This window comes from Pseudomonas sp. H11T01, assembly GCF_048515765.1.
Taxonomy (GTDB): Bacteria; Pseudomonadota; Gammaproteobacteria; order Pseudomonadales; family Pseudomonadaceae; genus Aquipseudomonas.
Map to the genome: position 1 here is coordinate 79565 of NZ_JBLYED010000021.1, position 26443 is coordinate 106007.

21 protein-coding genes are annotated in these 26443 nt (G+C 58.6%); 11 read left to right on the forward strand and 10 right to left on the reverse strand.

Features of this window, described 5'->3' with window-relative positions; genetic code table 11:
- Positions 1-69 precede the first annotated feature (69 nt).
- From ACN1C3_RS24675 to ACN1C3_RS24695, 5 genes are all read right to left on the reverse strand, one after another.
- Positions 70-1167, reverse strand: coding sequence for a polyamine ABC transporter substrate-binding protein (locus ACN1C3_RS24675; RefSeq protein WP_419118359.1), 1098 nt, complete (start codon positions 1165-1167; stop codon positions 70-72).
- A gap of 52 nt (positions 1168-1219) precedes the next feature.
- Complete coding sequence (locus ACN1C3_RS24680; protein ID WP_419118360.1) at positions 1220-2104, reverse strand: ABC transporter permease subunit; 885 nt, start codon at positions 2102-2104, stop codon at positions 1220-1222.
- Positions 2101-2982 (reverse strand): ABC transporter permease subunit, encoded by an 882-nt coding sequence (locus ACN1C3_RS24685; RefSeq protein WP_419118392.1) that lies wholly within the window; start codon positions 2980-2982, stop codon positions 2101-2103. Before ACN1C3_RS24685 ends, ACN1C3_RS24680 begins: the two co-directional genes overlap by 4 nt.
- A 29-nt stretch (positions 2983-3011) precedes the next feature.
- On the reverse strand, positions 3012-4154 hold the full coding sequence (potA, locus tag ACN1C3_RS24690; RefSeq protein ID WP_419118361.1) for a polyamine ABC transporter ATP-binding protein: 1143 nt from the start codon (positions 4152-4154) through the stop codon (positions 3012-3014).
- 227 nt (positions 4155-4381) lie between these two features.
- A complete protein-coding gene (locus ACN1C3_RS24695; protein WP_419118362.1) occupies positions 4382-5158 on the reverse strand; it encodes a gamma-glutamyl-gamma-aminobutyrate hydrolase family protein in 777 nt (258 codons plus the stop codon).
- A 279-nt stretch (positions 5159-5437) separates the two neighbouring features.
- Here ACN1C3_RS24695 and ACN1C3_RS24700 point away from each other — a divergent pair, with 279 nt between their 5' ends.
- The 4 genes from ACN1C3_RS24700 (at position 5438) to ACN1C3_RS24715 (ending at position 10584) form a co-directional block, all read left to right on the forward strand.
- Complete coding sequence (locus ACN1C3_RS24700; protein ID WP_419118363.1) at positions 5438-6814, forward strand: glutamine synthetase family protein; 1377 nt, start codon at positions 5438-5440, stop codon at positions 6812-6814.
- Between the two features lie 200 nt (positions 6815-7014).
- Positions 7015-8505: an aldehyde dehydrogenase gene (locus tag ACN1C3_RS24705; RefSeq protein ID WP_419118364.1), complete on the forward strand. Its 1491-nt coding sequence runs from the start codon at positions 7015-7017 to the stop codon at positions 8503-8505.
- A gap of 52 nt (positions 8506-8557) precedes the next feature.
- Positions 8558-9841, forward strand: coding sequence for an NAD(P)/FAD-dependent oxidoreductase (locus tag ACN1C3_RS24710; RefSeq protein ID WP_419118365.1), 1284 nt, complete (start codon positions 8558-8560; stop codon positions 9839-9841).
- Between the two features lie 194 nt (positions 9842-10035).
- A complete protein-coding gene (locus ACN1C3_RS24715) occupies positions 10036-10584 on the forward strand; it encodes a cupin domain-containing protein (protein WP_419118393.1) in 549 nt (182 codons plus the stop codon).
- Between the two features lie 50 nt (positions 10585-10634).
- On the opposite strand, the gene ACN1C3_RS24720 is transcribed toward ACN1C3_RS24715, so the two are convergent.
- Together ACN1C3_RS24720 and ACN1C3_RS24725 are read right to left on the reverse strand one after the other, a co-directional pair.
- Entirely contained in the window at positions 10635-11576 is a 942-nt protein-coding gene (locus ACN1C3_RS24720; RefSeq protein ID WP_419118366.1) for a choline ABC transporter substrate-binding protein, read from the reverse strand.
- 120 nt (positions 11577-11696) lie between these two features.
- Entirely contained in the window at positions 11697-13181 is a 1485-nt protein-coding gene (locus ACN1C3_RS24725; RefSeq protein WP_419118367.1) for an aldehyde dehydrogenase family protein, read from the reverse strand.
- A gap of 203 nt (positions 13182-13384) precedes the next feature.
- Here ACN1C3_RS24725 and ACN1C3_RS24730 point away from each other — a divergent pair, with 203 nt between their 5' ends.
- A complete protein-coding gene (locus tag ACN1C3_RS24730; protein ID WP_419118368.1) occupies positions 13385-14119 on the forward strand; it encodes a class II aldolase and adducin N-terminal domain-containing protein in 735 nt (244 codons plus the stop codon).
- Positions 14120-14135: 16 nt separating this feature from the next.
- Here the strand turns inward: ACN1C3_RS24730 and ACN1C3_RS24735 are convergent, their stop codons facing one another.
- The 3 genes from ACN1C3_RS24735 to ACN1C3_RS24745 form a co-directional block, all read right to left on the reverse strand.
- A complete protein-coding gene (locus ACN1C3_RS24735; RefSeq protein WP_419118369.1) occupies positions 14136-15212 on the reverse strand; it encodes a GlxA family transcriptional regulator in 1077 nt (358 codons plus the stop codon).
- Between the two features lie 78 nt (positions 15213-15290).
- On the reverse strand, positions 15291-16952 hold the full coding sequence (locus ACN1C3_RS24740) for a choline dehydrogenase (RefSeq protein WP_419118370.1): 1662 nt from the start codon (positions 16950-16952) through the stop codon (positions 15291-15293).
- Between the two features lie 59 nt (positions 16953-17011).
- Positions 17012-18178: an aromatic ring-hydroxylating oxygenase subunit alpha gene (locus ACN1C3_RS24745; protein WP_419118371.1), complete on the reverse strand. Its 1167-nt coding sequence runs from the start codon at positions 18176-18178 to the stop codon at positions 17012-17014.
- Positions 18179-18452: 274 nt separating this feature from the next.
- On the opposite strand from ACN1C3_RS24745, the gene ACN1C3_RS24750 reads away from it, so the two are divergent.
- The 6 genes from ACN1C3_RS24750 (at position 18453) to ACN1C3_RS24775 (ending at position 26423) form a co-directional block, all read left to right on the forward strand.
- On the forward strand, positions 18453-20459 hold the full coding sequence (locus tag ACN1C3_RS24750; protein WP_419118372.1) for an aminotransferase class I/II-fold pyridoxal phosphate-dependent enzyme: 2007 nt from the start codon (positions 18453-18455) through the stop codon (positions 20457-20459).
- Between the two features lie 33 nt (positions 20460-20492).
- Complete coding sequence (locus ACN1C3_RS24755) at positions 20493-21275, forward strand: transporter substrate-binding domain-containing protein (protein WP_419118374.1); 783 nt, start codon at positions 20493-20495, stop codon at positions 21273-21275.
- A 185-nt stretch (positions 21276-21460) separates the two neighbouring features.
- Positions 21461-22174: an ABC transporter permease gene (locus tag ACN1C3_RS24760; RefSeq protein ID WP_419118375.1), complete on the forward strand. Its 714-nt coding sequence runs from the start codon at positions 21461-21463 to the stop codon at positions 22172-22174.
- A 5-nt stretch (positions 22175-22179) separates the two neighbouring features.
- Positions 22180-22881, forward strand: a complete 702-nt coding sequence (locus tag ACN1C3_RS24765; RefSeq protein WP_419118394.1) for an ABC transporter permease — start codon at positions 22180-22182, stop codon at positions 22879-22881.
- Positions 22882-22912: 31 nt separating this feature from the next.
- Positions 22913-23926 carry a succinylglutamate desuccinylase gene (locus ACN1C3_RS24770; RefSeq protein ID WP_419118376.1) on the forward strand — a complete coding sequence of 338 codons (1014 nt, stop codon included), beginning with the start codon at positions 22913-22915 and terminating at the stop codon, positions 23924-23926.
- A 181-nt stretch (positions 23927-24107) separates the two neighbouring features.
- Positions 24108-26423 carry an Orn/Lys/Arg decarboxylase N-terminal domain-containing protein gene (locus tag ACN1C3_RS24775; protein ID WP_419118378.1) on the forward strand — a complete coding sequence of 772 codons (2316 nt, stop codon included), beginning with the start codon at positions 24108-24110 and terminating at the stop codon, positions 26421-26423.
- Positions 26424-26443 lie beyond the last annotated feature (20 nt).

A 26443-nucleotide genomic window follows, 5' to 3' on the forward strand; every position in this document is an offset into this window, starting at 1 on the left:
TGGGTGCCGCGTTGGTAAGTCGCTGCTGAACGGAGTTCTGTGTGGCGCCCCAGCAGGGGCGCAGACTGTCTATTTGCCGAGTTTTACCCGCGTCCAACCGCGCGTCATCAACCGCTGAGTGGCGATGGGCATATCGGGTATTGCGTAGAGGGTTGCCATGACCTCTTGTGGCGGATACAGACCTGAATCGTCGCGAATTGCTTCATCGACCAGCGGTGTGGCTGCCGAGTTGGCATTGCTGTAACCCACGCTGTTGGTGATCTCGGCCATGATGTCCGGGCGCATCAGGAAGTTCATGAACTGGTAGGCACCTTCGACGTTTACCGCGTCCCTGGGGATGGCGACCATGTCATAGAAACTGCCTGCACCTTCTTTCGGAATGCTGTAGTCGATCTTCACCATGCCACCGACTTCCTGGGCACGCGCCTTGGCCTGGAACACGTCGCCGGAGTAACCAACGGCGACGCAGATGTTGCCGTTGGCAAGGTCCGAGATGTATTTGGAGGAATGGAAGTAGGTCACCGATGGACGGACTTTCATGAACAATGCTTCGGCCTCGGCGAGCTGCTGCTTGTCCTGGGAGTTCACCGGGTAGCCCAGATAGTGAAGGGCGAGTGGCAGCATTTCGGTTGGCGAGTCCAGGAAGCTGATGCCGCAGGACTTCAGTTTTGCCGCATTCTCGGGCTTGAACAGCAAGTCCCAGGAGTTCACCGGTGCGTCTGTGCCCAACGCTTCCTTGACCTTGTCCGGATTAAAGCCGATACCGATCGAACCCCACATGTAGGGAAAGGCGTGGCCGTTATCCGGGTCGCTGGCGGAGGCGTTCTTCAACAGTATCGGGTTGAGGTTTTTCCAGTTGGGTAACTTTGACTTGTCCAGCGGCTGGTAGACACCGGCCTTGATCTGCTTGGCCAGAAAGCTGTTGGAGGGGACGACGATGTCGTAACCTGACTTGCCTGCGAGCAGTCTGGCCTCAAGGGTTTCATTGCTGTCGAACACATCGTAGACGACCCGGATGCCCGTTTCGTTTTCGAATTTTTTAACCGTGTCCGGTGCAATGTAGTCCGACCAGTTATAGACGTGCAGTACTTTGTCATTGGCCTGGGCGCAGGTAGCGATCGCGCCCAAAAAAGACAGAGCAAGCAGAGTCCTGCCAAACATTTTCATCCGTACAACTCCGTTTTTCTTGTGATTTGCTGCGGCTTTGGTAAAGCGCGGCCTAGGCGGCCGCACCCACCAATTGTTGCTCAGGTTGTTTCCAGGATTCGCTGGCGGTCTGGTCCATGGCTTCCTGGATCGCGCGCTTGCGATTGTTTTCGGCCTTGCGGCTGAAGTACCAGACCATGAAGGTGACAAGCGAGACGGCGAGCAGAATCAAACTGGCCACGGCGTTGATTTCCGGTTTCACCCCCAGACGCACCGCCGAGAAGACCTCCATCGGCAAGGTGGTCGAACCCGGGCCCGAGACGAAGCTGGCCAACACCAGGTCATCCAGCGACAGGGCGAAGGACATCATGCCGCCGGCACCCAGGGATGGGGCGATCATCGGAATGGTGATCAGGAAGAACACCTTCAGTGGCCGCGCACCGAGGTCCATGGCCGCCTCTTCGATGGACAGGTCCAGCTCACGCAAGCGTGCCGAGACCACCACCGCCACATAGGCTGCACAGAACGTAGTGTGGGCGATCCAGATAGTGACGAGGCCACGCTCTTGCGGCCAGCCGATCATCTGCGCCATGGCCACGAACAGCAGCAACAGCGAGAGGCCAGTGATCACTTCAGGCATAACCAGAGGCGCGGTGACCAGACCACCGAACAGCGTGCGGCCCTTGAAGCGGGTCACGCGGGTCAGCACAAACGCCGCCAGGGTGCCCAGCGCCACCGCCGCAATAGCCGTGTAGCAGGCGATTTCCAGCGAGCGCACCACCGAGCCCATCAGTTGCGTGTTGTCCAGCAGGCCTGCGTACCACTTTAAGGACCAGCCGCCCCACACCGTCACTAGCTTGGAAGCGTTGAACGAGTAAATGACCAGAATCAGCATCGGCAGGTAGATAAACAGCAGGCCGAGTACCAGCATCAGTCCTGAAAATCCGAAACGTTTCATGCCCGTCCCTCCATCTCTTTGGCTTGGCTGCGGTTGAAGAGAATGATCGGCACAATCAGGATCGCCAGCATGATCACTGCCAGGGCCGAGGCGACTGGCCAGTCGCGGTTGTTGAAGAACTCCTGCCACAGCACGCGGCCGATCATCAGGGTTTCCGGACCGCCGAGCAGTTCCGGAATCACAAATTCACCGACCACCGGAATGAACACCAGCATGCAGCCGGCGATGATGCCGTTCCTGGCCAGCGGCACGGTGATTTTCCAGAAGCTGTTGAAGGTGCTGGAACCCAGATCCGATGCTGCTTCAAGCAGGCTCTCGTCATGCTTGACGAGGTTGGCATACAGCGGCAGGACCATGAACGGCAGGTAGGCATACACCACCCCGATATACACCGCAGTGTTGGTGTTCAATATTTCTATCGGGTTCTGAGTGAGGCCGGTCCACATCAGGAATGCGTTGAGCAGGCCGTTGTTGCTGAGGATGCCCATCCACGCATAGACGCGGATCAGGATTGCCGTCCAGGTCGGCATCATGATCAGCAGGATCAGCACCGTCTGTGCTTCCTTGCGAGCCTTGGAGATGCCATAGGCCATCGGGAAGCCAATCAACAGGCACATCAGCGTGCTGAAGAAGGCGACTTTCAGCGAGCCCAGGTAGGCAGAGATGTACAGCTCATCATCGGCCAACATCGCATAGTTACCGAGGTTCAACAGCAGTTGGAATTTCTGCTCGGCGAAGCTGTAGATCTCTGAGTAGGGTGGAATGGCCAAGGCTGCTTCGGAGAAGCTGATTTTCATTACCAGGAAGAACGGCAACATGAAGAACAGGCAGAGCCACAGGAAGGGAATACCGATGACGACTTTGCGACCACTCGGTATCAGGCTTTGAATCCGCATATTAAGAGTGGTCATGAGCGCAGTACCACGCCGCTGTCGTCTTCCCACCACACATAGACTTCGTCGTCCCACGTCGGGCGTGCGCCTCGGCGTTCAGCGTTGGCCATGAACGACTGAACGATCTTTCCACCGGGCAGTTGCACGTAAAACACCGAATGCCCACCCAGGTATGCAATGTCATGCACCTTGCCTTTGGACCAGTTGTACCGGGCGTCGGGTTTGATCGTGGTGACCAGCAACTTCTCTGGGCGAATGGCATAGGTGACGGACTTGTCTTCTACCGAAGTACTGACGCCGTGGCCCACATAAATCTTCTGCTCAAGCTCCGGGCTCTGAATGATCGCGTGGCCTTCCTGGTCTTCGGTGACGAAACCGTCGAACGCATTCACGTTGCCGATAAATTCGCAGACCATTCGGCTGACAGGCGCTTCGTAGATATCGACCGGGCTACCAATCTGGGCAATCCAGCCCAGGTGCATGATCGCGATGCGCTGGGCCATGGTCATGGCCTCTTCCTGATCGTGGGTCACCATGACGCAGGTCACGCCGACCCGCTCGATGATTTCGACCAGTTCGAGTTGCATCTGCGAGCGCAGCTTTTTATCCAGCGCGCCCATCGGTTCGTCGAGCAACAGCAGCTTGGGCCGTTTGGCCAGCGAACGTGCCAGAGCCACGCGTTGACGCTGACCACCGGAGAGCTGATGGGGCTTGCGTCTGGCGTACTGGGTCATATGCACCAGTTTGAGCATTTCTTCGACGCGGGCTTCGATCTCGCTGGAGGGAAGCCGGTCCTGCTTCAGACCGAAGGCAATGTTCTGGGCCACGGTCATGTGGGGGAACAAAGCGTAGGACTGGAACATCATGTTGATCGGCCGCTCATAGGGCGGCATGTCGGTAATGTCTACGCCATCGAGGTAAATCCGCCCTTCGGTTGGGCGCTCGAAGCCTGCCAGCATGCGCAGGAGTGTCGACTTGCCGGAGCCGGAACCGCCCAGCATGGCGAAGATTTCGCCCTGATGGATTTCCAGGGACACATCGTCCACGGCGGTTGTCTCGTCAAACTTCTTGGTTACGCGGTCGACTTTAACCAGCACCTTTTTCGGGTGCGGATTACCTTCAAGAGCCTTCCTGTAAGTGCTGGAGGCGTTTGCCATGTGAAACTCCCAACAGGTGTTAGTAGTCGGGCCAATACGGCCTGACTTAATAGGTGGATGACAAACCCGCACCAGGCGGGTTTATTCCGCGCGGCCTCCTGGCCACTTAACGCTGCTTCTTGTTCTCTGAACTTGCTCTGGCCACTGTAGGTGGCGCGCGTCGGCGCACCGCCTGGGTCACAGTGGCGTGGGAATCCTGGGTGTTGTCTTGCTCGGGCAGTCGCCTGTCAGCGTGCCTTGCGACGCGCGGCACGTTGCCGGCACGCGTCACCAAACGCCTGGAAAATACTCAAGTAAGGAGGGTTCGACAGGACCTGCCATTCCGGGTGCCATTGCACACCGACGGCGAATGCCTTGCTGCCTTCGATCGGCCCTCTATCAACAGAGAAGGCTTCAATCAGCCCATCGGGCGCGATGGCTTCGACCCGTAATCCGGGAGCCAGCCTGTCGATGCCTTGGGAATGAATGGAGTTGACCTGAATCACAGAGGGAAGGTCGAGTGCCGCAAACACGCCACCCGGTTGAACATGGACCGCATGGGCCGCCGCGTACTGGACGTCGAGGCTGGCGTCATTGGCTTCGCGATGATCCATGAACGTGCCCGTCTCGTGCACCTTCTGATGAAGGCTGCCGCCGAACGCCACGTTCATTTCCTGAAAGCCGCGGCAAATGCCGAGCACTGGAATGCCCGCAGCGACGGCTGCACGTAACAGGGGAAGGGTAGTGCTGTCACGCTGAGGGTCGTGGGCAGTACCCGCTTCGCTCGCGGTGCCTTGATAGTGGAACGGCTCCACATTGGAGGGCGATCCGGTAAACAACAGACCGTCCAGATGCTCGAGCAGCCCGTCTATATCGGTCAGTTCAGCCAGGGAAGGAATGATGACGGGGAGCCCCTGTGCGGCAACGCTGACAGCACGCAAGTACTTGTCTCCGCTCATATGGTAGGGGTGCAGCCCAACATCTTTAACGCACGCAGTAACACCGACCAATGGCTTGATTGCCATTTTTATCACCTCGAATAACACACTTGAACGAGCTTTTTCAGAGCTTAGCCTTGTTGATTTTAATTAACAACTCTCATGTAAAAAATTCTAAACGCCGTACGTCCGATGTTCAGGGTTTTCGCTCGTTCCAAGGCTTGTTTGGCACTCTAGTGCCCTAAAGAGGCCATAAAAATAGCGTTGAAAGGTCGAGTGTTCGCTATTGACTTCACCTTGGCTTTCGGATTGACTGGGCTCGTGAAAGTGTAGTGAACATAATAATTAACAGCTAATAGGTGCATCATGTCGGTCCCTCTGCGTACCGTTCAACTCAACGAAGCAAACGCATTCCTTAAGAAATATCCTGAGGTTTTGTACGTCGACCTTCTGATTGCGGATATGAACGGTGTGGTGCGCGGCAAGCGCATCGAGCGCACCAGTCTCCATAAGGTTTACGAGAAAGGCATTAACCTGCCGGCGTCACTGTTCGCTCTGGACATCAACGGTTCCACGGTGGAAAGCACCGGCCTGGGTCTGGACATCGGCGACTCCGACCGAATCTGCTACCCGATTCCCGGCACCCTGAGCATCGAGCCTTGGCAGAAGCGCCCCACCGCGCAACTGTTGATGACCATGCACGAACTCGAAGGCGAGCCGTTCTTCGCCGACCCACGTGAAGTGCTGGCCAATGTGGTGCGCAAGTTCGACGACATGGGCCTGACCATTTGCGCCGCGTTCGAACTGGAGTTCTATCTGATCGACCAGGACAACGTGAACGGTCGTCCGCAGTCGCCTCGCTCGCCGGTCTCCGGCAAACGTCCGATGTCGACCCAGGTGTATCTGATCGACGATCTGGACGAATACGTCGATTGCCTGCAAGACATTCTCGAAGGGGCAAAAGAGCAGGGCATCCCTGCCGACGCCATCGTCAAGGAAAGCGCCCCGGCGCAGTTCGAAGTGAACCTGCATCACGTGTCCGACCCGATCAAGGCCTGCGATTACGCGGTACTGCTCAAGCGTCTGGTCAAAAACATCGCCTATGACCATGAGATGGACACCACCTTCATGGCCAAGCCTTACCCGGGCCAGGCAGGTAACGGTCTGCACGTACACATCTCGATCCTTGATAAAGAAGGCAAGAACATCTTTACCAGTGAGGATCCCGAGCAGAACGCCGCACTGCGTCATGCAATCGGCGGTGTGCTCGAGACCCTGCCGGCGCAGATGGCCTTCCTCTGCCCGAACGTCAACTCGTACCGTCGTTTCGGTGCGCAGTTCTACGTGCCGAACTCGCCGAGCTGGGGGATTGATAACCGTACCGTCGCGGTTCGCGTACCGACCGGCTCGTCTGATGCCGTACGTATCGAACATCGGGTCGCTGGCGCGGATGCCAACCCGTATCTGTTGATGGCGTCGGTGTTGGCCGGTATTCACCACGGTCTGACCAATCAGATCGAACCTGGCGCTCCGGTCGAAGGTAACTCCTACGAGCAGAACGAGCAGAGCCTGCCGAACAACCTGCGCGATGCCTTGCGCGAGTTGGCCGACAGTGAAGTCATGGCTCGCTACATCGATCCGCTGTACATCGATGTGTTTGTGGCGTGCAAGGAAAGCGAGCTCGCCGAGTTTGAAAACTCCATTTCAGACCTTGAGTACAACTGGTACTTGCACACGGTCTGACGGCCTGATGCCCGTCATTTAAGGAGCGAAACCTGTGGGAGCGAGCTTGCTCGCGAAAGCGGTGGATCAGTCGCCATCAATGTTGAATGTGATGGCCTCTTCGCGAGCAAGCTCGCTCCCACAGGGGATTGCATTTTCAAATCCTTATCTGACTGGCATTAGTCTGACGATCACCTATTTCTCTGCGTCGAGTCACTTCAATGGCAAACACTCGCAGCGACTGGGAGCAACGCTTTCAGTCCTTAACACTAGAAGGTCGTGCATTCATTGACGGCCAATACCGCTCGGCACTCAGCGGCGACACGTTCGAATGCATCAGCCCGGTGGACGGTCGCTTTCTGGCGAACGTCGCCAGCACCGACGAAGCCGACGCGAATGCGGCGGTGCAGGTCGCGCGCCGGGCGTTCGAATCCGGCGTCTGGGCCAAACTGGCCCCAGCCGAGCGCAAGCGCATCCTGATTCGTTTTGCCGATCTGATTCTGGCAAACCAGGAAGAGCTGGCGCTGCTGGAAACCCTGGACATGGGCAAGCCAATCAGCGACTCCATGGGCATCGACATTCCGGCGACCGCGAATGCGATCCGCTGGAGCGCCGAGGCGATCGACAAGATCTACGACGAAGTTGCGCCGACGCCTGCGGATCAATTGGGGCTCATTACCCGCGAACCCTCAGGCGTGGTGGCAGCAATCGTGCCGTGGAATTTCCCGCTGATCATGGCCAGCTGGAAATTTGCACCGGCGCTGGCAGCGGGTAACTCCTTTATCCTCAAGCCATCAGAAAAGTCGCCGCTTACGGCGATCCGGATTGCCCAGCTGGCGCTGGACGCGGGGATCCCCAAGGGGGTCTTCAACGTACTGCCTGGCTTTGGTCACACGGTCGGCAAGGCGCTCGCGCTGCATCAGGATGTCGATGTACTGGCATTCACCGGTTCGACCGCGGTTGCCAAGCAACTGCTGATCTACTCCGGGCAAAGCAACATGAAACGCGTCTGGCTGGAGGCCGGCGGTAAAAGCCCGAACGTGGTGTTTGCCGATGCACCCGACTTGCACGCCGCGGCGCAGGCGGCTGCCAGTGCCATTGCCTTCAACCAGGGCGAAGTCTGCACGGCGGGCTCCAGACTGCTGGTCGAGCGTTCGATCAGAGATCAGTTCATCCCGTTGCTGGTCGACGCGTTGAAGGCCTGGAAACCCGGGCATGCGCTGGATCCGCAGACGACGGTGGGCGCCGTCGTCGATGCGCGGCAGCTTGAATCCGTACTCAGGTACATCGAAGTCGGCAAGGAGCAGGGCGCTCGGTTGATCGCCGGCGGCAATCGCACCCTTGAGGACACCGGTGGCCTGTACGTCGAGCCGGCGATTTTCGATGGCGTGACCAATGCGATGACGATTGCCCGGGAAGAGATTTTTGGCCCGGTGCTGTCGGTCATCACCTTCGATACGGCGCAGGAGGCATTGCAGATTGCCAACGACAGTATCTTCGGTCTGGCCGCTGGTGTCTGGACCAGCGATCTGAGCAAGGCCCACACCTTTGCCCGAGGCCTTCGGGCGGGCAGTGTCTGGGTCAATCAGTACGACGGTGGCGACATGACCGCGCCCTTTGGCGGTTTCAAACAGTCGGGTAATGGTCGCGACAAGTCGTTGCATGCGTTCGATAAATACACCGAACTCAAAGCAACCTGGATCAAGCTTTAATCTCTTTACAACGGCGGCCGCAGGCGTCAGCAGGCGGCCGCCGGGGAATTCAATGATGCAAACACATGTAAATAGCTACTACGCCGCGACCCGGAACAATGTGGGCGATTTCCCCGTACTTGACCAGATGGTCGAGTGTGATGTCTGCGTGATCGGTGCAGGGTACACCGGCTTGTCATCGGCGCTGTTTCTGACTGAAGCGGGCTACAGCGTGACAGTACTGGAAGCTGCCAAAGTGGGCTTCGGCGCCAGCGGTCGCAACGGCGGCCAACTGGTCAATTCGTACAGTCGTGACGTCGATGTCATTGAACAGCGCTATGGCGACAAGACTGCAGAAGTACTGGGGAGCATGATCTTCGAAGGCGCAGATATCATTCGCCAACGAATCAAGCAGTACGACATCCAGTGCGATTACCGTCCTGGAGGGATTTTCGCTGCGCTCAACAAGAAGCAACTCAAAGGTCTTGCCGAGCAAAAAAGCGGCTGGGAGCGCTATGGCAACCAGCAATTAAAGATGCTCGACGCGGCTGAAATCGCCAAAGAAGTGGGTTCGGACAGCTACGTGGGCGGCCTTCTCGATATGAAGGGCGGGCACGTGCACCCCTTGAACCTGGCATTGGGTGAGGCGGCAGCCATTATTCGGCTGGGCGGGAAAATCTTCGAACAGTCGGCGGCTATCGACATCAGCTATGGCGAACCGATTACCGTCCGTACAGCCAAGGGCGTGGTGAAGGCCAAGTACCTGCTGATTGCCGGTAATGCCTATCTGAACCAGGACCTTGATCCTCGGGTGACTCGCAAGAGCATGCCGTGCGGCTCACAAATCGTCGTGACCGAACCGCTGTCGCCGAGCGTGGCCAAGAGCCTGATCCGCAACAATTACTGCGTCGAAGACTGTAACTACCTGCTCGATTACTTCCGGCTTACGGCCGACAACCGGCTGCTGTACGGCGGCGGCGTTGTCTACGGTGCCCGCGAGCCCAATGACATCGAACAACTGATCCTGCCGAAAATTCTCAAGACGTTCCCGCAGCTCAAGGGTGTGAAGGTTGATTATCGCTGGACCGGCAACTTCCTGCTGACCATGTCGCGCATGCCGCAATTCGGGCGCATTGAGAAGAACGCCTACTACATGCAGGGCTACAGCGGGCATGGCGTCACCTGTTCGCACCTGGCCGGCAAGCTGATATCGGAGATGATCCGTGGTGACGCGGAGCGCTTTGATGCGTTTGCCTCGCTGCCGCACATGCCGATGATCGGCGGCAGGACCTTCCAGGCTCCGTTCACCGCCATGGGCGCTGCGTACTACTCGATGCGTGACCGGTTCGGCATTTAGTGGCCACGGCGGCCGGCCAGGTGCTGGCCGGCCGCCATTTTTTGTCGGTCATTTATCTAACCTGCTGAGCTGCGCGAACAAACGTGATTTAATACTTGGCTTCCACGTATCTGGGGCAGGGCAGCGACGATTATTTCGACAACATCGTCCACTATCCCCCCAATACCCTTAAGTATTTTTCGCATAAGGCTGACATGGACACGGGCACACGACTCAAATTAGTGCGCGAAAGCTATAAGCTGTCTCAGCGCGAGCTGGCCAGGCGTAGCGGCGTCACCAATGCCACGATCTCCCTGATTGAGCAAAATCGCGTAAGCCCTTCAGTCAGCTCTCTCAAGAAACTGCTCGAAAGCATTCCCATGTCGTTGGCGGATTTCTTCACCTTCGACCAGCCCCCTCGAGAGGGCCGTTACGTCTTCCGCTCCAATGAACAGCCCGATCTGGGCCGTCATGGGGTGCGCCTGCTGCTCGTGGGTGCGGTCGTGCCGAGCCGGCAGATGCGCTTTCTGCGTGAGCAGTACGCGCCTGGGGCGAGTTCCGGCGAGGATCCCATCGTGCACGCGGAAGGCGAGGAGTGTGGACTGGTGACGCGCGGCACCGTCGAACTGACGATCGACGGACAAGTCAGCATCCTCAATGCCGGAGACGGCTACTACTTTCCCACCACCTTGCCTCACCGCTTCCGCAATATCGGCCAGGATGAGGCTGAGATCATCAGCGCGAACACCCCTGCGAACTTCTGATATCGAACGCAGCAGTGCGCGGACCGCCCCGCGCGTATGCCCTCGTGCTATCAAGGCGTCAGCCGGGCTTTCGCAACGTCCAGTCCGGCTTTACCGTCGCGGCTGCTGACCCCTTCAAGCCAGGCGGCGAGTATCGCCGGGTTGGCCTGGAGCCAGGCCTTTGCGGCAGCTCGCGGTTTCTGGCTTTTGTTGAGCACGGCGTCCATCAGCTGGTTTTCCATGCTCAGGCTGAACTCCATGTTCTGCAGGAGTCTGCCGACGTTGCTGCACTCTTTCAGGTAGTCCTTGCGCACGTTGGTGTACACCGTTGCCTGACCGAAATTCGGGCCGAAGTAGTCATCGCCGCCCGTGAGGTACTTCATCGTGTTCAGGGTGTTCATCGGGTGCGGTTCCCAGCCTAGAAACACCATCCATTCGTGCTTGCGCGTGGCTCGCTTGAGTTGCGAAAGCATTGCCGCTTCGCTGGATTCCACGACTTTGAAGTCCTTGAGGTTGAAGGCGTCCTTGTCGATCATGCTCTGAATCAAACGGTTGCCGTCATTGCCAGGCTCAATGCCGTAGATCTGGCCGTTGAGCTTGTCCTTGAACCTGGCGATGTCGGCAAAGTCATGCAGCCCGGCGTCATAGACATAATCGGGCACTGCCAGGGTGTACTTGGCGCCATGCAGGTTGGCGCGCACGGTTTCCACGGTGCCTGCATCGCGGTAGGGCTTGATATCGTTTTCGGTGGTCGGCATCCAGTTGCCGAGAAAGACATCCAGGTCCTTGCCCGTCGACAACGCTCTATAGGTGACGGGCACCGAAAGCAGGGTAGTTTTGGTCGTGTAGCCCAGTGACTCCAGGACTTCACTGGCGATTGCCGTGGTGACCGTAATGTCGGTCCAGCCAACATCAGAGAAATGCACGGTGGCGCAGGATTCAGGTTCCGCCGCATTGGCCAGCAACGGCAGGCCGAATGAGGCGAGCAACAACAGGGTGGGGAAAACTCTCATGGGATCAACTCCTCGTGGGTTAACGTCGGCAGCTTGCGGCCAGTGATGGCCCGCTTTTTATGGATTTGTTGTTATGGGGTTACAAAAAAAGCCTGCTCAATCCCGTTGATCCTTGGCGAATCAGCCCACCGGGTCGACACCGAACCAGTTCAACGCTACCGGTTCGGTATTGAGGTAGATGTGTTTGAGTTCGGTGAACTCATCCATCCCGGCGCGGGACAGTTCGCGTCCAATGCCGCTGGATTTGTAGCCGCCCCATGGCGCTTGGGGAAAAGCGGCGTTGTAGTCGTTGATCCATAAAGTGCCCACTCGAAGGCGCTTGGCCATGCGATAGGCTTTGCCAATGTCCTGGGTCCAGACACCGGCCGCCAGGCCGTAGGGCGTGTCGTTGGCCAGGTGCAGCGCCTGGGCTTCACCGCTGAAGCGTTCGACGGTGATCACTGGGCCGAAAATTTCTTCCCGGGCGATCCGCATGTCAGCGTTGACGCCGCCCAGCAAGGTTGGCAGCAACCAGAACCCGCGTTGAAAACGCTCACCTTCTGGCACCGTGCCACCGGCCAACAGTTGCGCACCTTGTTCTATCGCACCGGCAATCATGGTGAGGATCTGATCGCGCTGGCTGGCGGAGATCAGCGGGCCCATTTGCGTCATCGGGTCCAGTCCATCGCCCAGACGAATGTTTAGAATGCGTTGCCGTAAAGCCTCGACAAAACGGTCGTGAATCGAGTCCTCGACCAGCAACCGCGAGCCCGCTGAACAGATCTGCCCGGCATTGAAGAACACTGCGTTGAGCGCCTGATCCAGCGCCACATCGAAGTGGGCGTCGGCGAACACGATGTTGGGGTTTTTACCGCCCAGCTCCAGTGCCACTCGTTTGAAGTTCCCGGACGCCGCACGCATGACCTTGCCTCCCGCACCGGCGCCACCGGTCAGCGATACCAGGTCCACGTCATGGCTGGCGGCGAGTATTTCACCCACCTCGCCTGGTCCGCACAGCAGGTTGAATACGCCGTCGGCCAATCCCGCTTGAGCCAGTAACTCGGTCAACCGGTGGGCTGTCATGGGCGTCAGGCTGCTGGGTTTGAACACCACCGTGTTACCGGCGGCCAGCGCCGGGGCGATCTTCCATACCGCTTGCAGCAAGGGATAGTTCCAGGGCGCGATCAAGGCACACACGCCAACGGCCTCGCGCTGATTGAAGCTGATGACATGGGAGGGGGCGTGAGAATTGACGCTGGCGCTTTCGGTTTCCAGCAGCGCGGCGTAATAGCGGAACGTGGCGACGACGCTGCCGATGTCACTCAGACTTTCGCCCAGGGTCTTGCCTGCGTTGAGGGTTTCCAGGCGCGCCAGGTGTTGCGTGTCGAGCTCGATGGTATTGGCGATTCGGTGCAGAAGAAGGGCGCGCTCGGTGACCGCCATCGTCGGCCATGGCCCGTGATCGAACGCCTGCCGCACGGCACTGATCGCACTCAACGCGTCGACGTGTCCAGCCACCGCCACGTGCGCCAGCACCTCCTCGGTCGCGGGGTTGATCACTTCCCGATAACGCCCCTCATGGGGCGCCTGCCATACACCTGCGATAAACAACGGTATCTGCGACATCTGCTTCTCCTGGCGGGTGAGTCATGGCCGTCACTATGGCGTCGAAGGTTGAGGGGCTCTTGATCAGAAACGGCAAATCACTGCCGCTTTGTCACGACCGATGTGTGCAGGGATAACGTCAGTTAACGTCGCGTCCGATCAAGTGCCGTTCATTCGTCTCCCTACACTCACGAAGCCGGTTTTCGACCTATGAGGGGGAAATGATGAATACGCCTATCGAGCATCAAGAATTGAGAATCAAGCTGGCCTGCGCGTTCCGTTGGGCCGCCCGATTGAACATGCACGAGTCGATCGCCAATCACTTCAGCGTGGCGGCGTCCAGCGATGGTCGGGAATTTCTGATCAACCCTTATGGCAAGCACTTTTCACAGATCAAGGCGAGCGATCTGCTACTGGTCAATGCCGACGATCCGGGAAGTCTCGACCGCCCGGACGCGCCGGATATCACGGCATGGGCGTTGCACAGCGCATTGCATTGCAACCAACCGCAGGCGCGCTGCATCCTGCACACCCACTCCAAATACGCGACGGTGCTGGCGTGTCTGGCCGATTCGCGTCTGCCACCTATCGAGCAGAATTCGATGCGGTTTTTCGAGCGGGTTGCCATCGACGAAGGCTTCGATGGCATGGGGCTGGGTGACGAAGCCGAGCGCGTTAGTCATTTGCTGAGCGACAAGCCGATTTTGTTGATGGGAAACCATGGGGTGCTGGTGGCCGCACCGACCATTGCCCAGGCGTTCGACGATCTGTACTACTTCGAGCGGGCCTGCGAAACCTACATCACAGCGCTCTCGACCGGTCTTGCACTGCGTGTCGCCAGCGATGACATCGCCCGCAAAACTGCCCGGCAATGGCTCGACTATCCGGGGTTTGCGGACAAGCATTTTTCGGCACTGATGGGGATTCTGGATGCGGAGGAGGCGGGGTATCGGGAGTGAACGATGGCACCGCGCCTCAATCCGGCCCGCAAGCTTGCCGGGGTTCCTTGCGCAACGGTTGGCGCATCACTGGCGCCGACCACACCTGGCTGCGGTCCTCACTCGGAGGGCAGCCGAATTTGGCGCGGTAGGTGCGGGAAAAGTGCTCCAGCGAGCCAAAACCTGAACAGGCAGCCACTTGCGCCACGCTGAGGCGGGTCTGTTGCAGCAGGCTATGGGCTTTGGCCAGGCGCAACGTGATGTAGTACTTGAGCGGAGACAGACCGGTCTGTTGTTTGAACTGGCGCTCCAGTTGCCGACGGGACAGCCCCACCTGACTGGCAATCGCTTCGCAATCCAGCGGTTCCTCCAGCGCCTGCTCCATCAGGTGTACGGCTCGACGCATCTTGCTGCCGTACATACCGGTGTTGGTCAGGCCGCCATCCAGTTGATTGTCCGCAGGCTGCCGAACATGCCCCATCAGCAGGTGCATGCCGACTTCCCGAGCCAGGTCGCTGTCGATACTTTGCCCGAGCCAGCTGAGCATCATGTCCAGGGTGGTCGTTGCGCCGGCGCAGGTCATTCGTTGCCGCTCCAGGGTATAGAGCTGAGGCTTGGCGTGGACTCGGGGGTAGCTTTCCTGAAACCCCTGGAGATTGTCCCAATGGACCGCCGCTTCATAGCCGTCCAGCACCCCGGCGGCGGCCAGCAGTTCGGTGCCGGTTTCAACGCCCATCAATACTGCACCGAACAACGCCTGTTTGCGCAGCCAGCTCTTGAGCGCCAGATTTCTGCTGTGCTTGTGGACGTCGAAACTGGCGATCACCAGACAAACATCGAACCCCTGATCGGAACGAATACCTTCGCTCACCACACTCGACAGCCCATTGCTGGCCTGCACCGGCTGACCGTCCAGGGACAGCAACGTCCATTCGAACAGTTGTCGCTGGGTCAACCAGTTGGCTATTGCCAAAGGCTCCAGCACGGCCGCCAGACCGAAGTTGGAAAACGAGGGCAACAGCAAGACGGCCACCCGCAACGGCGTCACATCACCGCGACGCCAGGTGAGCAGGGTTTCGGGCGGTTTTTCGCTGTCAGGGCGTTGGTCTTTCATGGGCTATCCCGGTTCTGGCAATGGATCGAATGGCACAACACATTCGCGAAACCAGTCGCGATTATGATGGTGCAGAGGTCAGCGCTGCATCGTCTTCCACTGCGGATGACTCCACACGGGTGCCTGCGCTGCCGGCAAAGGCTTCAGACCGCGGATCATGTCGCTGGCTTTTTCCGCAATCATCACGGTCGGCGCGTTGGTATTGCCACTGACGATGATCGGCATGATCGACGCATCCACCACCCGCAGCCCTTTGATTCCATGGACCCGCAGTTGAGGATCGACCACTGCTTCGGGGTCCTCAGCCGGTCCCATCTTGCATGTCCCGCTGGCATGGTAGCCCGTTTCCGTCACGCTTCTGGCCCAGGCATCCAGCGCTTCGTCGGTCTGTACGTGCGGGCCGGGCACTAATTCCTCCCCCTTGAAGGGCGCCATTGCCGCTTGATCGATGATCTCCCTGACCAGCCTTGCGCCTGTACGCATGTCGGCTCGATCCTGCTCGGTTTTCAGGTAATTAAACAGAATGCGCGGCGCCTCGCGTGGGTTGGCGCTTTTGAGCGTGACACTGCCCAGGCTGGTAGGACGCATCAGGTCGATATGGATCTGAAACGCATGGCCTGGCACCAGGTCCACGCTGCCCGGTTTCACGGCCAGCGGCATGAACGTCAACTGCAAGTCCGGGTGCTCGACGCCGGCTCTTGAACGAATGAACGCTCCGGCTTCGAAATGATTGCTCGCCGCCAGCCCGTCATGGGTGACGAACCAGCGTGCCCCGATCCACCACTTACCCGGCGCGGTCGTCCATGGATAGAGCGATACGGGCTGCTTGCACAGGTACTGCACGACCGTGTCCGGATGATCATTGAGCCGTCGACCGACGCCGGGCAAATCGTGCTGCACCGGTACGCCAAGCTCGCGCAGTTCATCGGCCGGGCCAATACCGGACAGCAACAACAGTTGCGGCGAATTGATCGCGCCGGCGGTCAACAGCACCTCGCGTCTGGCGTAGGCCTTGTGTATTTCACCCTGTTGCTCGTATTCGATACCACAGGCACGATCGCCTTCGAGCAGTATGCGCAGCGCCAGCGCACCGGTTGCCACGCTGACATTGTTCCGGGCCAACGCTTGGTGCAAATAGCCTCGCGAGGTGCTCCAGCGACGACCGTCGCGGGTGGTGCGATCCACAGGCCCGAATCCCTCCTGACGATAGCCATTCAAATCGCTGCTCAGTCCATATCCGGCTTGCGCGCCGGCCTTCACGAACGCTGCGCACAAAGGTGTTTCGACATTGCCCGGCGTGACATGCAGGTGCCCGGTGCCACCTCGATACGAATCCGGACCCTCGGTATGGGTCTGGGCGCGAATGAAATACGGCAGCACGTGCTGATAACCCCAACCGGTACAGCCTTGTTCCGCCCAACTGTCGTAATCGCGAGCATGACCACGGATGTAGACCATGCCGTTGATTGATGAAGACCCGCCCAGCGTCCGCCCACGGGGTGTGCCGATTCGCCGGCCATCCAGATACGGTTCCGGCTCGGAACTGTAGCTCCAGTTGTACTGCGTGCCGCCGACTACGATCCCCACCGCTGAAGGCATGTCGATGGTCCAGCTTTTATCCGGTGGCCCGGCTTCCAGCACGAGGATCTTCACCGAAGGGTCTTCACCCAATCGGTTGGCCAGCACGCAGCCAGCGGACCCTGCGCCCACAATCAGATAATCAAACGCATGCTCGGACATGGCTCGATGTGCTCCATCAAAAGGTTTAAAGCATGATTGGCTAACGGCCAGGCAACGGCTCAGCTCGCGGATTGACCATGGATGCCGTTGAACACCAATCGATGAAAGTGATGGACCAGGTGTTCGCTTTCATTGCTGCGCTGGGCATCGATCATGTAGCGGCCCTGGTTGTAACCCAGCGAGTGCAAACCTTTCTGCACCGAGATGTTCAGGGCGATGTCTTCCGGCCCCAGGTCCTCGTTCATCCACTTCATGCAGGCCTCTGAGACTGGCGCTGTCTCGACGTTTGTCGAGTAGTAACCAAAGCGCAGTAACGAACGTTCGGCGTCCAGCGGAAACATGATGAAAGAGCCCAGAAACTCCGAGAACGGGAAGGTATAGAAGGTGTTGTTGGGCCACATGCCGATGTTGAAAGAACACTCGTCGGGGTTCAGGTCGGTTCTGAGTTTGACGCCGTAGGCTTCGCTCACAGAAAGGTTGGCCGGTGCCGCGTAGGTCCACCAGTTGTCGCGTTTGGTCAACTGGTAGCCTTTGAAGTCGATCAGCTTGGCCAGGTCGACATGGCAAGGCCCGGACAACTTGAAGTGATAGCCTTCGATGGAGTTGTCCATGATCACCTTCCAGTTGGCCGGCACAATGACGTTCTGTTCTTCGATCAGCCGCATCTTGTCGAGGTTCGGGAACACTCGACGCATCTCCTCATCGGCGCCGGGAAACAGCTCGCGCAGTGAGGGCGCTGCATCATCGAGGTTGAAGTAGATGAACCCGCCCATCTCTTCGATCCGCACCTTGGGGATGTTGAACTGCTGTAGTTCGAAGTTCTTCATGCGCTCACAACGTGGCGCCCCCCGCAGGCTGCCGTCCATCTCGTAACACCAGGAATGATAAGCGCAGCGCACCACACCCCCGGTGATGCCACGACGTTCTTCGAGCAAGCGGTTACCGCGATGCTGGCAAACGTTATGAAAGGCATGAATCTGCCCCAGGAGATTCCTGGCGATGACGATGCTCTGGTCGAACAGATCAACCGTCACATATTGGCCGGTCTCGGCGAACTCGCTGGTGTGCCCGGCAACATGCCAGGCGTGCATGAAGATGTTGTCGCGTTCGGCCTTGAACAAGGTCTCGTCGAAAAAGTAGCGCGAGGGCAGGGTGAACGCTTCTTCAGGGTCCTGATGATCCCAACCGTCGACTGGGCTTTGCTGCTTCAGAATATGGGATTGCATGGGTGTTCTCCTCAACAGTGACTGGCCGCACGGCATGGCAGCCTGCTCTGGGAGCTAATCTAGGGCGCCTGCAACGTTCGGGATTGATGGAAAGCGACCAGTTGCCGGCTGAAATAATCAATAGATCAAGACCAAAAAACGACTGTTTGAGCGTCGAACGACACTCGTTGAAATTTACCGTTGAACGACTGTTCAGTTTCATTTATGTTGGCTGCACCCCCCGGCTGGTTACATGCGGGCTTGCGCTTTTTCTATCTGAACGAGAGGCTCTGGCATGCGGTTTTCACCCTTTGTTGAGCGAATTTCAGGGCAGGGTATTGCTGCCTGGGACATCCACCACGCGGCGTTCAACGCTCAACGCAAGGGCGAAGATGTGATTATCCTCAGCGTGGGGGATCCGGATTTCCCCACGCCGGATTTCATTACCGACACCGCCATCGAGGCTATGCGCCAAGGCGACACCCATTACACCGAAATCGCTGGCCGCCCGGCCTTGCGCGATGCCATTGCTGCCCGCTACAGCCAATCCCTCGGTCATCCCCTGCAAACAGAAAACGTCATCACCGTGGCCGGTGCGCAAAATGCCCTGTTCGTGACCTCGATGTGCCTGTTGCAGGCCGGTGACGAAGTCATCGTTCTCGATCCGATGTACGTGACCTACGAAGCGACACTCAAGGCCAGCGGCGCGACCCTGGTGCGAGTGCCGTGCTCGGCTGATTCGGGTTTTCGCCTCGATGCGGCATTGCTGGCCAAAGCCATCACGCCGCGAACCCGGGCGATTTTTTTCTCCAATCCGAACAACCCCACTGGCGTCGTGCTCAGTCGCGATGAGCTGCAAGCCGTGGCCGATCTGGCGATTGACCATGACCTGTGGGTTGTGGTGGATGAAGTCTATGAAAGCCTGGTATTCGATGGCGAATACCTCAGCCTCGCCGCATTACCTGGCATGGCGTCACGCTGCATCGTGATTGGTAGCCTGTCGAAATCCCATGCCATGACCGGCTGGCGCATCGGTTGGATCATCGCCGAGCCGAACATGATCGCCCATGCCGAAACCCTGGTCCTGAGCATGCTGTACGGCTTGCCCGGTTTTGTCATGGAAGCGGCGCTGGCCGCAGTATTGGCCCATGACGAGGTCACCCAGGGTATGCGCGAGACCTATCGCCATCGGCGCGATCTGGTGGTCGAGGGGCTGAGCAATTGCCCGGGAATCTCCGTGCTCACACCGCAAGCCGGGATGTTCGTTTTGGTGGATGTGCGCGATACCGGACTCAGCTCGCTGGATTTCGCCTGGCGCCTGTTCCGTGAAGCCGGCGTGTCGGTGCTCGATGCGGCGGCGTTCGGCAAGCCTGCGGAGGGCTTCGTTCGGCTGTCGTTCACCTTGGGTGAAGAGCAGCTGTTGCAGGCCTGTGAGCGAATCACCGCCTTCGTCCGGATTCTGCAAGCCGAGGTACCGACAAGAATCAGAATCGCCGCCGCTGCGCCAGTCACATCGGCTGCGCCTGCCGCGGCGAAAAAGATGATCGAGGTCGACACACTGCACAAACGCTTCGGCAATATCGAGGTGCTCAAGGGTATTTCCCTGACCGCTCACGAAGGTGAGGTGATTTCCCTGATCGGTGCCAGCGGCTCGGGTAAAAGCACGCTGTTGCGCTGCATCAACATGCTCGAAGTGCCGGACCAGGGCAGCATTCATGTCGACGGCGAAAGCATCAAACTGAACTATGACCGACCCGGCAGCCCGCTGGTGGCCGACGCGAAACAATTGGTGCGCATCCGCTCCAGCCTCGGCATGGTCTTCCAGAATTTCAACCTGTGGCCCCATCGCACAGTGCTGGAAAACCTCATCGAAGCGCCGATTCAGGTGCTGCGCGAAAGCCGCGCCGAATCCATTGAACGCGCCGAAGCGCTGCTTGAGCGGGTCGGCTTGGCAGCCAAACGTAATGAATACCCGGCCTTTTTGTCCGGTGGGCAGCAACAGCGGGTGGCCATCGCCCGCGCCTTGGCCATGCGGCCCAAGGTCATGCTGTTCGATGAACCCACCTCGGCGCTGGACCCGGAGCTGGTCGGGGAAGTGCTGAAAGTGATCCGCTCACTCGCCGAAGAAGGCCGAACCATGATCCTGGTGACCCATGAAATGGCCTTCGCCCGCGATGTCTCTTCCAAAGTGGCCTTTCTCCATCAAGGGCTGATTGAGGAAACCGGTTCGCCGGATGAAGTGTTTGTAGATCCACGCAGTGAACGTTGTCGTCAATTCGTTAACGCACATCAAACTCGCTAACTCCAACACACAATAAAAAGACGGGGCAACATCATGGGACAAAAGCGTTTGGCAAACTGGTTGGGCAGTGCAGTGTTCATGCTGGTGGCAGGCACTGGCCTGGCCCAGGCAAAACCCATTGTGTTTGCGGTCGCGGCGGAACCCTATCCGCCGTTCACGCTGAAACAGGCCAATGGGCAATGGTCCGGGTTCGAGGTCGACCTGATTCACAAGCTGTGCGAAGAAATAAAGGCGCAGTGCGAGATCAAGGAAGTGGCGTGGGACGGGATCATTCCATCGCTGCTGGCAAAGAAGATCGACGTGATTTTCTCCTCGATGTCGATCACCGAAGAGCGTGAAAAGCAGATCGCCTTCAGTAAGGCTTATTACGATACGCCGGTAGCGATTGCCGGCCCCAAGGGCACCAAAGTGGACATTTCCCCGGCCGGTCTCAAGGGCAAGTCGATCGGCGTGCAGATCTCCACGGTCAGCGCCAATTACCTGAAGAAGTACTACGAAAACATCGCTGACCTGCGTTATTACGACACGCAGGATTCGGCCAACGCCGACCTCGTCGCCGGCCGCATCGATCTGATGATGGCTGACGGTACTGCGGTGTCCAGCTTCGTCAAATCCCCGGACGCCAGTGGCCTGGATAACCTCGGTACGGTGCCATACGACCCAGTGTTCGGTCGCGGTGTTGGCGCCGGCCTGCGCAAGGACGACACCGAGCTGAAAACCCATCTGGATTCAGCCATCCAGTCCCTGTTGGCGAGCAAGGACTACGACGCCATCTCCCGGAAATATTTCGATATCAGCGTCAAGCCCGCTCAATAACGGAGGCAACCCGATCCCGTAGGTTAAGCGAATCTGTGGGAGCGGGCTTGCTCGCGATAGCGGACTGACAGTCGATATCACTGCTGAATGTTATTCCCTCATCGCGAGCAAGCTCGCTCCCACATTAGATCCTCGCTACGGGTGAGACCGTCGATAAAAACGTGGACGATCCGTGGAGGGCTGAGATGCCGGCGATATTCGATTTGATTGACTTCAGCGAGCAAGGATGGGGAAGTGCGCTGTTGAAAGGGTTGTGGATGACCCTGCAAATTTCGGCCGGGGCCTTTGTGGTCGGCCTGTTCATCGGTCTGGTGGTGGCCTGCGCCAAACTCGGTTCGCCGCGACCGGTGGCGACACTGATGCGTGGTTACACCACCTTGTTTCGGGCGGTCCCGGAACTGTTGCTGATTTTGCTTCTGTATTACGTAGGCTCCATGGGCCTCAACGCACTGATGCTGTGGGCCGGCTACTCCGAAGTGGACGTCAGTGGGCCGTTGGTAGCGATTCTGGTGTTGGGGTTGGTGCAGGGCGCTTACGCCTCGGAAATTTTCCGTGCAGCGATTCTTGCCATTCCCCATGGGCAGATCGAAGCCGCGCGCGCTTTCGGTTTGAACGGCTTCGGACTGTTTCGCCGGGTGACGTTGCCGATCATGGCACCGTATGCGCTGGCCGGCATGTCCAACTTGTGGATCAACCTGATCAAGGACAGCGCCTTGATCAGCGTGGTCGGGACCAACGAGCTGCTCTACACCGCCAAACAGGCGGCCGGTTCGACCCGTCATTACCTGCTGTTCTATCTCACGGCGGCCGCGCTGTATTACCTGGTGACACTGACCTCCAATTACCTATCGGGACGCATCGAGCGACGAATCCGTCGCTGGATGCCTTTGGCTGAGTGAACGCGATGATTCCAGCGTGGATGTTCGAATATGCGGCGCTGATGGGTCGAGGTTTACAGACGACGATCTCGATTCTGTTGATTTCCAGTGTGCTGGGTTTTGTCCTGGCGGTGCTGACGGCACTGGCCCGTTTGTCCCGGCGCAAGCTGATCGCCAAATGCAGCCTGGCCTACACCAGTGTGATTCGCGGTACGCCGTTGTTGATCCAGATTTATATCTTCTACTACGGACTGGGCAGCCTGTTCGCACAGTTTCCGGCGCTGCGCGGCAGCTTTCTCTGGCCGTTTCTGCGAGACGGTTATTGGTACATCGTGTTTGCGTTGGTGCTGTCGGTCGGGGCTTATGTCGGTGAAGTCATTCGCGGTGGGCTGATGGCGGTGCCCAAGGGAGAAATGGAAGCGGCTTCGGCGTTCGGCATGACCCCGCGCCAGGCGTTGCTTCGGGTCCGCCTGCCGCGTGCGATGCGTCTGTTGCTGCCGACCCTGGCAGGTGAAAGCGTGATGTTGATGAAGTCGACAGCCTTGGCCTCGACCATCGCCGTGGTCGATTTGTTGGGCGCGGCCAACGTGGTCCGGGCTCAGACCTTTCAGATTTATCAGCCATTGCTGCTGGTGGCGGGCGTTTATGTTTGCCTGACGTTCCTGATCGAAGCGGTGTTTGCCATCGCGGAGCGGCGGGGCACACCCTTGCGCAGGTCTACGGCATGAGTTCGTCGAAGGGGCAAAGGAGGGGGAGCGTATGGCGAAAGATGTTTCCTTGAGCGTGCAGGGTGATTCCGGTGAGACGCTGCGCATTGGCGCATGGCGTTTCGACGGCGATGGCAGCGGGCCAAACGTGCACCTCCAGGCCGGGGTACATGCCGATGAAATCGCCGGCATGCTGGTGCTGCACCTGTTGCTACCTCGGCTACAGGCTTGCCAGGATCGGGGGTTGCTCAAAGGCAGCGTGACGGTGGTGCCGCAAGCCAATCCATTCGGCATCGGGCAATTTCGCCAAGGTCGGATTCTCGGCCGTATTCATGAGGCAACCGGGCAGAACTTCAATCGGCTGTTTGATCAGTCGCTGGCCTTGACTCGACCGGCGACCAATCTAGGGCATTGGCAAAAGTGCCTGGCCCAATTGGCGGCCGACGCCGACCTGATGCTCGACCTGCATACCGATGATGAAGCGCTGCCTTACCTCTATATCCATCGCAGCTTTTGGCCACAAGGCCGCGAACTGGCGGCAGCGCTGAAGGTCGACGTGGCCATCCTCTGGGACGAAGGCGGTGACGGTTCCTTCGAAGAAACCATCATCTCGCCCTGGCTACGAGACGCCGAGATCGGCAAGCGGCTGGCCGCGACCATCGAACTGCGAGGGCAGGGTGACGTCAACGATCTGCTGGCCGAGCAGGATGCCGCCGGACTGTATGCGTGGCTCTGCGCGAGTGGTGTTATCGACGAGCAGGTGCCGCTAGAGGACTGGCAAGGCGAGACGGTGGATATCGGCTGTATGGAGTCGATTTTCGCTCCGCAACCTGGCGTACTGATCTTCGAGAGGGAATTGGGCGATCACCTTGAGGAAGGCGAACGCTTCGCCAGGATTCTCGGCAAACCCGGCGACCCGGCATCGGAGGTGGTGCTGCAGGCCGCCCAGTCAGGGCGTATGGTCACCCGCTATCGCGATCGACTGGTCCCGCAAGGCGCGGTGGTGGCCAAGTTCACGGGTAGCCGGCAGTCGCAGCACTGGAGCGGCGGGTTGCTGGACCCGTAATCCGGACCTGGCTGATCGAGTGTTACTTGATCTGCGACATCACACAGTCTTGACTCATGGGCTAGTCTCAATGGCGCTTAGCTAATTCATTCTCAATGACTACAAGTACATCTGCTCCATTGACCACCGGAATCGACCCTTGAGTTGATTCAACCCTCATCTATTGAATATGGACGTTTCGATGACCTTCAAACAGCAACGACGTCTGGGCATGAAAGCCCTGCTGATCCACGAAGAACTTTCAGCCCAAACGGCTGCAGGCCGCGCGGTTCGAGAATTGGCCGAGGTACTGGAAGGGCGTCAGGTAGAAGTCATATTGGCGCAATCGGCACTGGATGCTATCGCCATCATCCATTCCGACCCGATGGTGCAGTGCGTGCTGCTCGATTGGGACCTGAGCTTCGACGACAGCCACGAGATAGCAACCAGCGTGCTGAATGCGGTGCGTGAACGCAGCGAAGCGGTGCCGATTTTCCTCCTGGCCGACCGCAGCAGTGCTGCCACCATAGCGCTCGACGCCATGCAGAAGTCAGACGATTTCATCTGGCTACTGGAAGACACCAGCGTCTTTATCGGCGGGCGAATCATCGCGGCTATCCAGCGCTATCGAGACGCCGCGTTACCGCCGATGTTCGGCGCGCTGGTGCGCTTTTCTCAAGTCTATGAATACTCCTGGCACACCCCGGGGCACACGGGTGGCACGGCCTTTTTAAAATCGACGGCGGGTCGTGCTTTTTTTGATTTTTTTGGCGAAAACCTGTTCCGTTCCGACTTGTCGATTTCTGTCGGTGAACTGGGTTCGTTGCTCGATCATTCCGGGCCCATCGGCGCCAGCGAGGTGTATGCGGCCAGGGTCTTCGGCGCCCATCGCACTTACCACGTCACCAACGGCTCTTCGACCTCCAATCGCGTGATCCTGATGGCCAGCGTGACCCGCGGCCAGGTCACCTTGTGTGACCGTAACTGCCATAAGTCGGTCGAGCACGCCATGACCATGTCCGGGGCGGTTCCGACTTATTTAGTCCCGTTGCGTAACCATTACGGCCTGATCGGGCCGATACCGCCTCAGCGCCTGACCGTCGAGGCCATCCGCGAGAGCATCGCCAACAACCCGCTGGTCAGTGAGGGGGTCGACCCGACACCGATGCACGCGATCATCACCAACTCTACCTACGACGGCCTCTGCTATAACGTGTCGCGAGTCGAGGAGCTGCTGGGCGCCAGCGTCGACCGACTGCATTTCGACGAAGCCTGGTTTGGCTATGCACGTTTTAACCCGATTTACCGCGAACGTTTCGCCATGCATGGTGAGCCGGCCGATCACAGCCCGGATCGGCCAACGGTGTTCGCCACCCAGTCCACTCACAAATTGCTTGCGGCACTGTCCCAGGCCTCGATGATTCATATCCGTGACGGACGTCGTCCCATCGATCATGCGCGGTTCAATGAGTCGTTCATGATGCATGCCTCGACTTCGCCGAATTACGCGATTATCGCCTCCAACGATGTCAGTGCCGCAATGATGGACGGCCCGGGCGGCAAGACCCTGACCGGGGATGCCATTCGCGAGGCGATTGCGTTCCGGCGCATGCTGGCCCGGCTCAATAGAGAGTTTCAAGCGAAGGACGAGTGGTTTTTCAATGTCTGGCAACCGGACACGGTGACCCATCCCGAGACAGGCCGGACGATACCTTTTCATACCGCCGATGAGGAGTTGCTGGCGAGTGATCCGGCCTGCTGGATTCTCAAGCCTGATGCTGCCTGGCATGGTTTTGGCGACATCGAGGATGGCTACTGCCTGCTTGACCCGATCAAGGTATCGATCACCACGCCGGGCATTCTGCCGGGCGGCGGCATGAGCGAGCAGGGCATACCTGCCCAAGTCGTCACGGCCTACCTGGACCGCCAGGGCATCGTGGTCGAGAAAACCACCGACTTCACGATTTTGGTCCTGTTTTCCATCGGCGTGACCAAGGGCAAGTGGGGCACGCTGGTCAATACATTGCTCGATTTCAAGCGCGATTACGACGCCAACGTCCCTTTGAATCAAGTGCTGCCCGGGCTCTTGGCCGCTCATGCGCAACGTTATCGGGGCATGGGGCTGCGCGACCTCTGTGAAACCATGTTTGCCGCGATGGCCGAGTTGCGTACCACCGAAACCATGTCTCGGGCATTTTCGACGTTGCCGGTACCCGATCTGAGCCCGGTCATGGCCTATGAGCAACTGGTACGCGGCAATGTAGAGATTGTGACGCTTGAACAATTGGCCGGGCGTACCGTGGCCACAGGCGTCGTCCCTTATCCACCGGGTATTCCGTTGTTGATGCCGGGCGAGAACGCCGGCGCAGCTGATGGCCCGTTACTCGGTTACCTCAAGGCGCTGGAAGATTATGACCGACGCTTCCCCGGTTTTACCCATGACACCCATGGCGTCGAAGTGGAGGAGGGGCGCTATCTGGTCCGCTGCATAACATCCGATACGCAGGCAGCGTCATAAGGCGCTCAGGCCTTTCAATG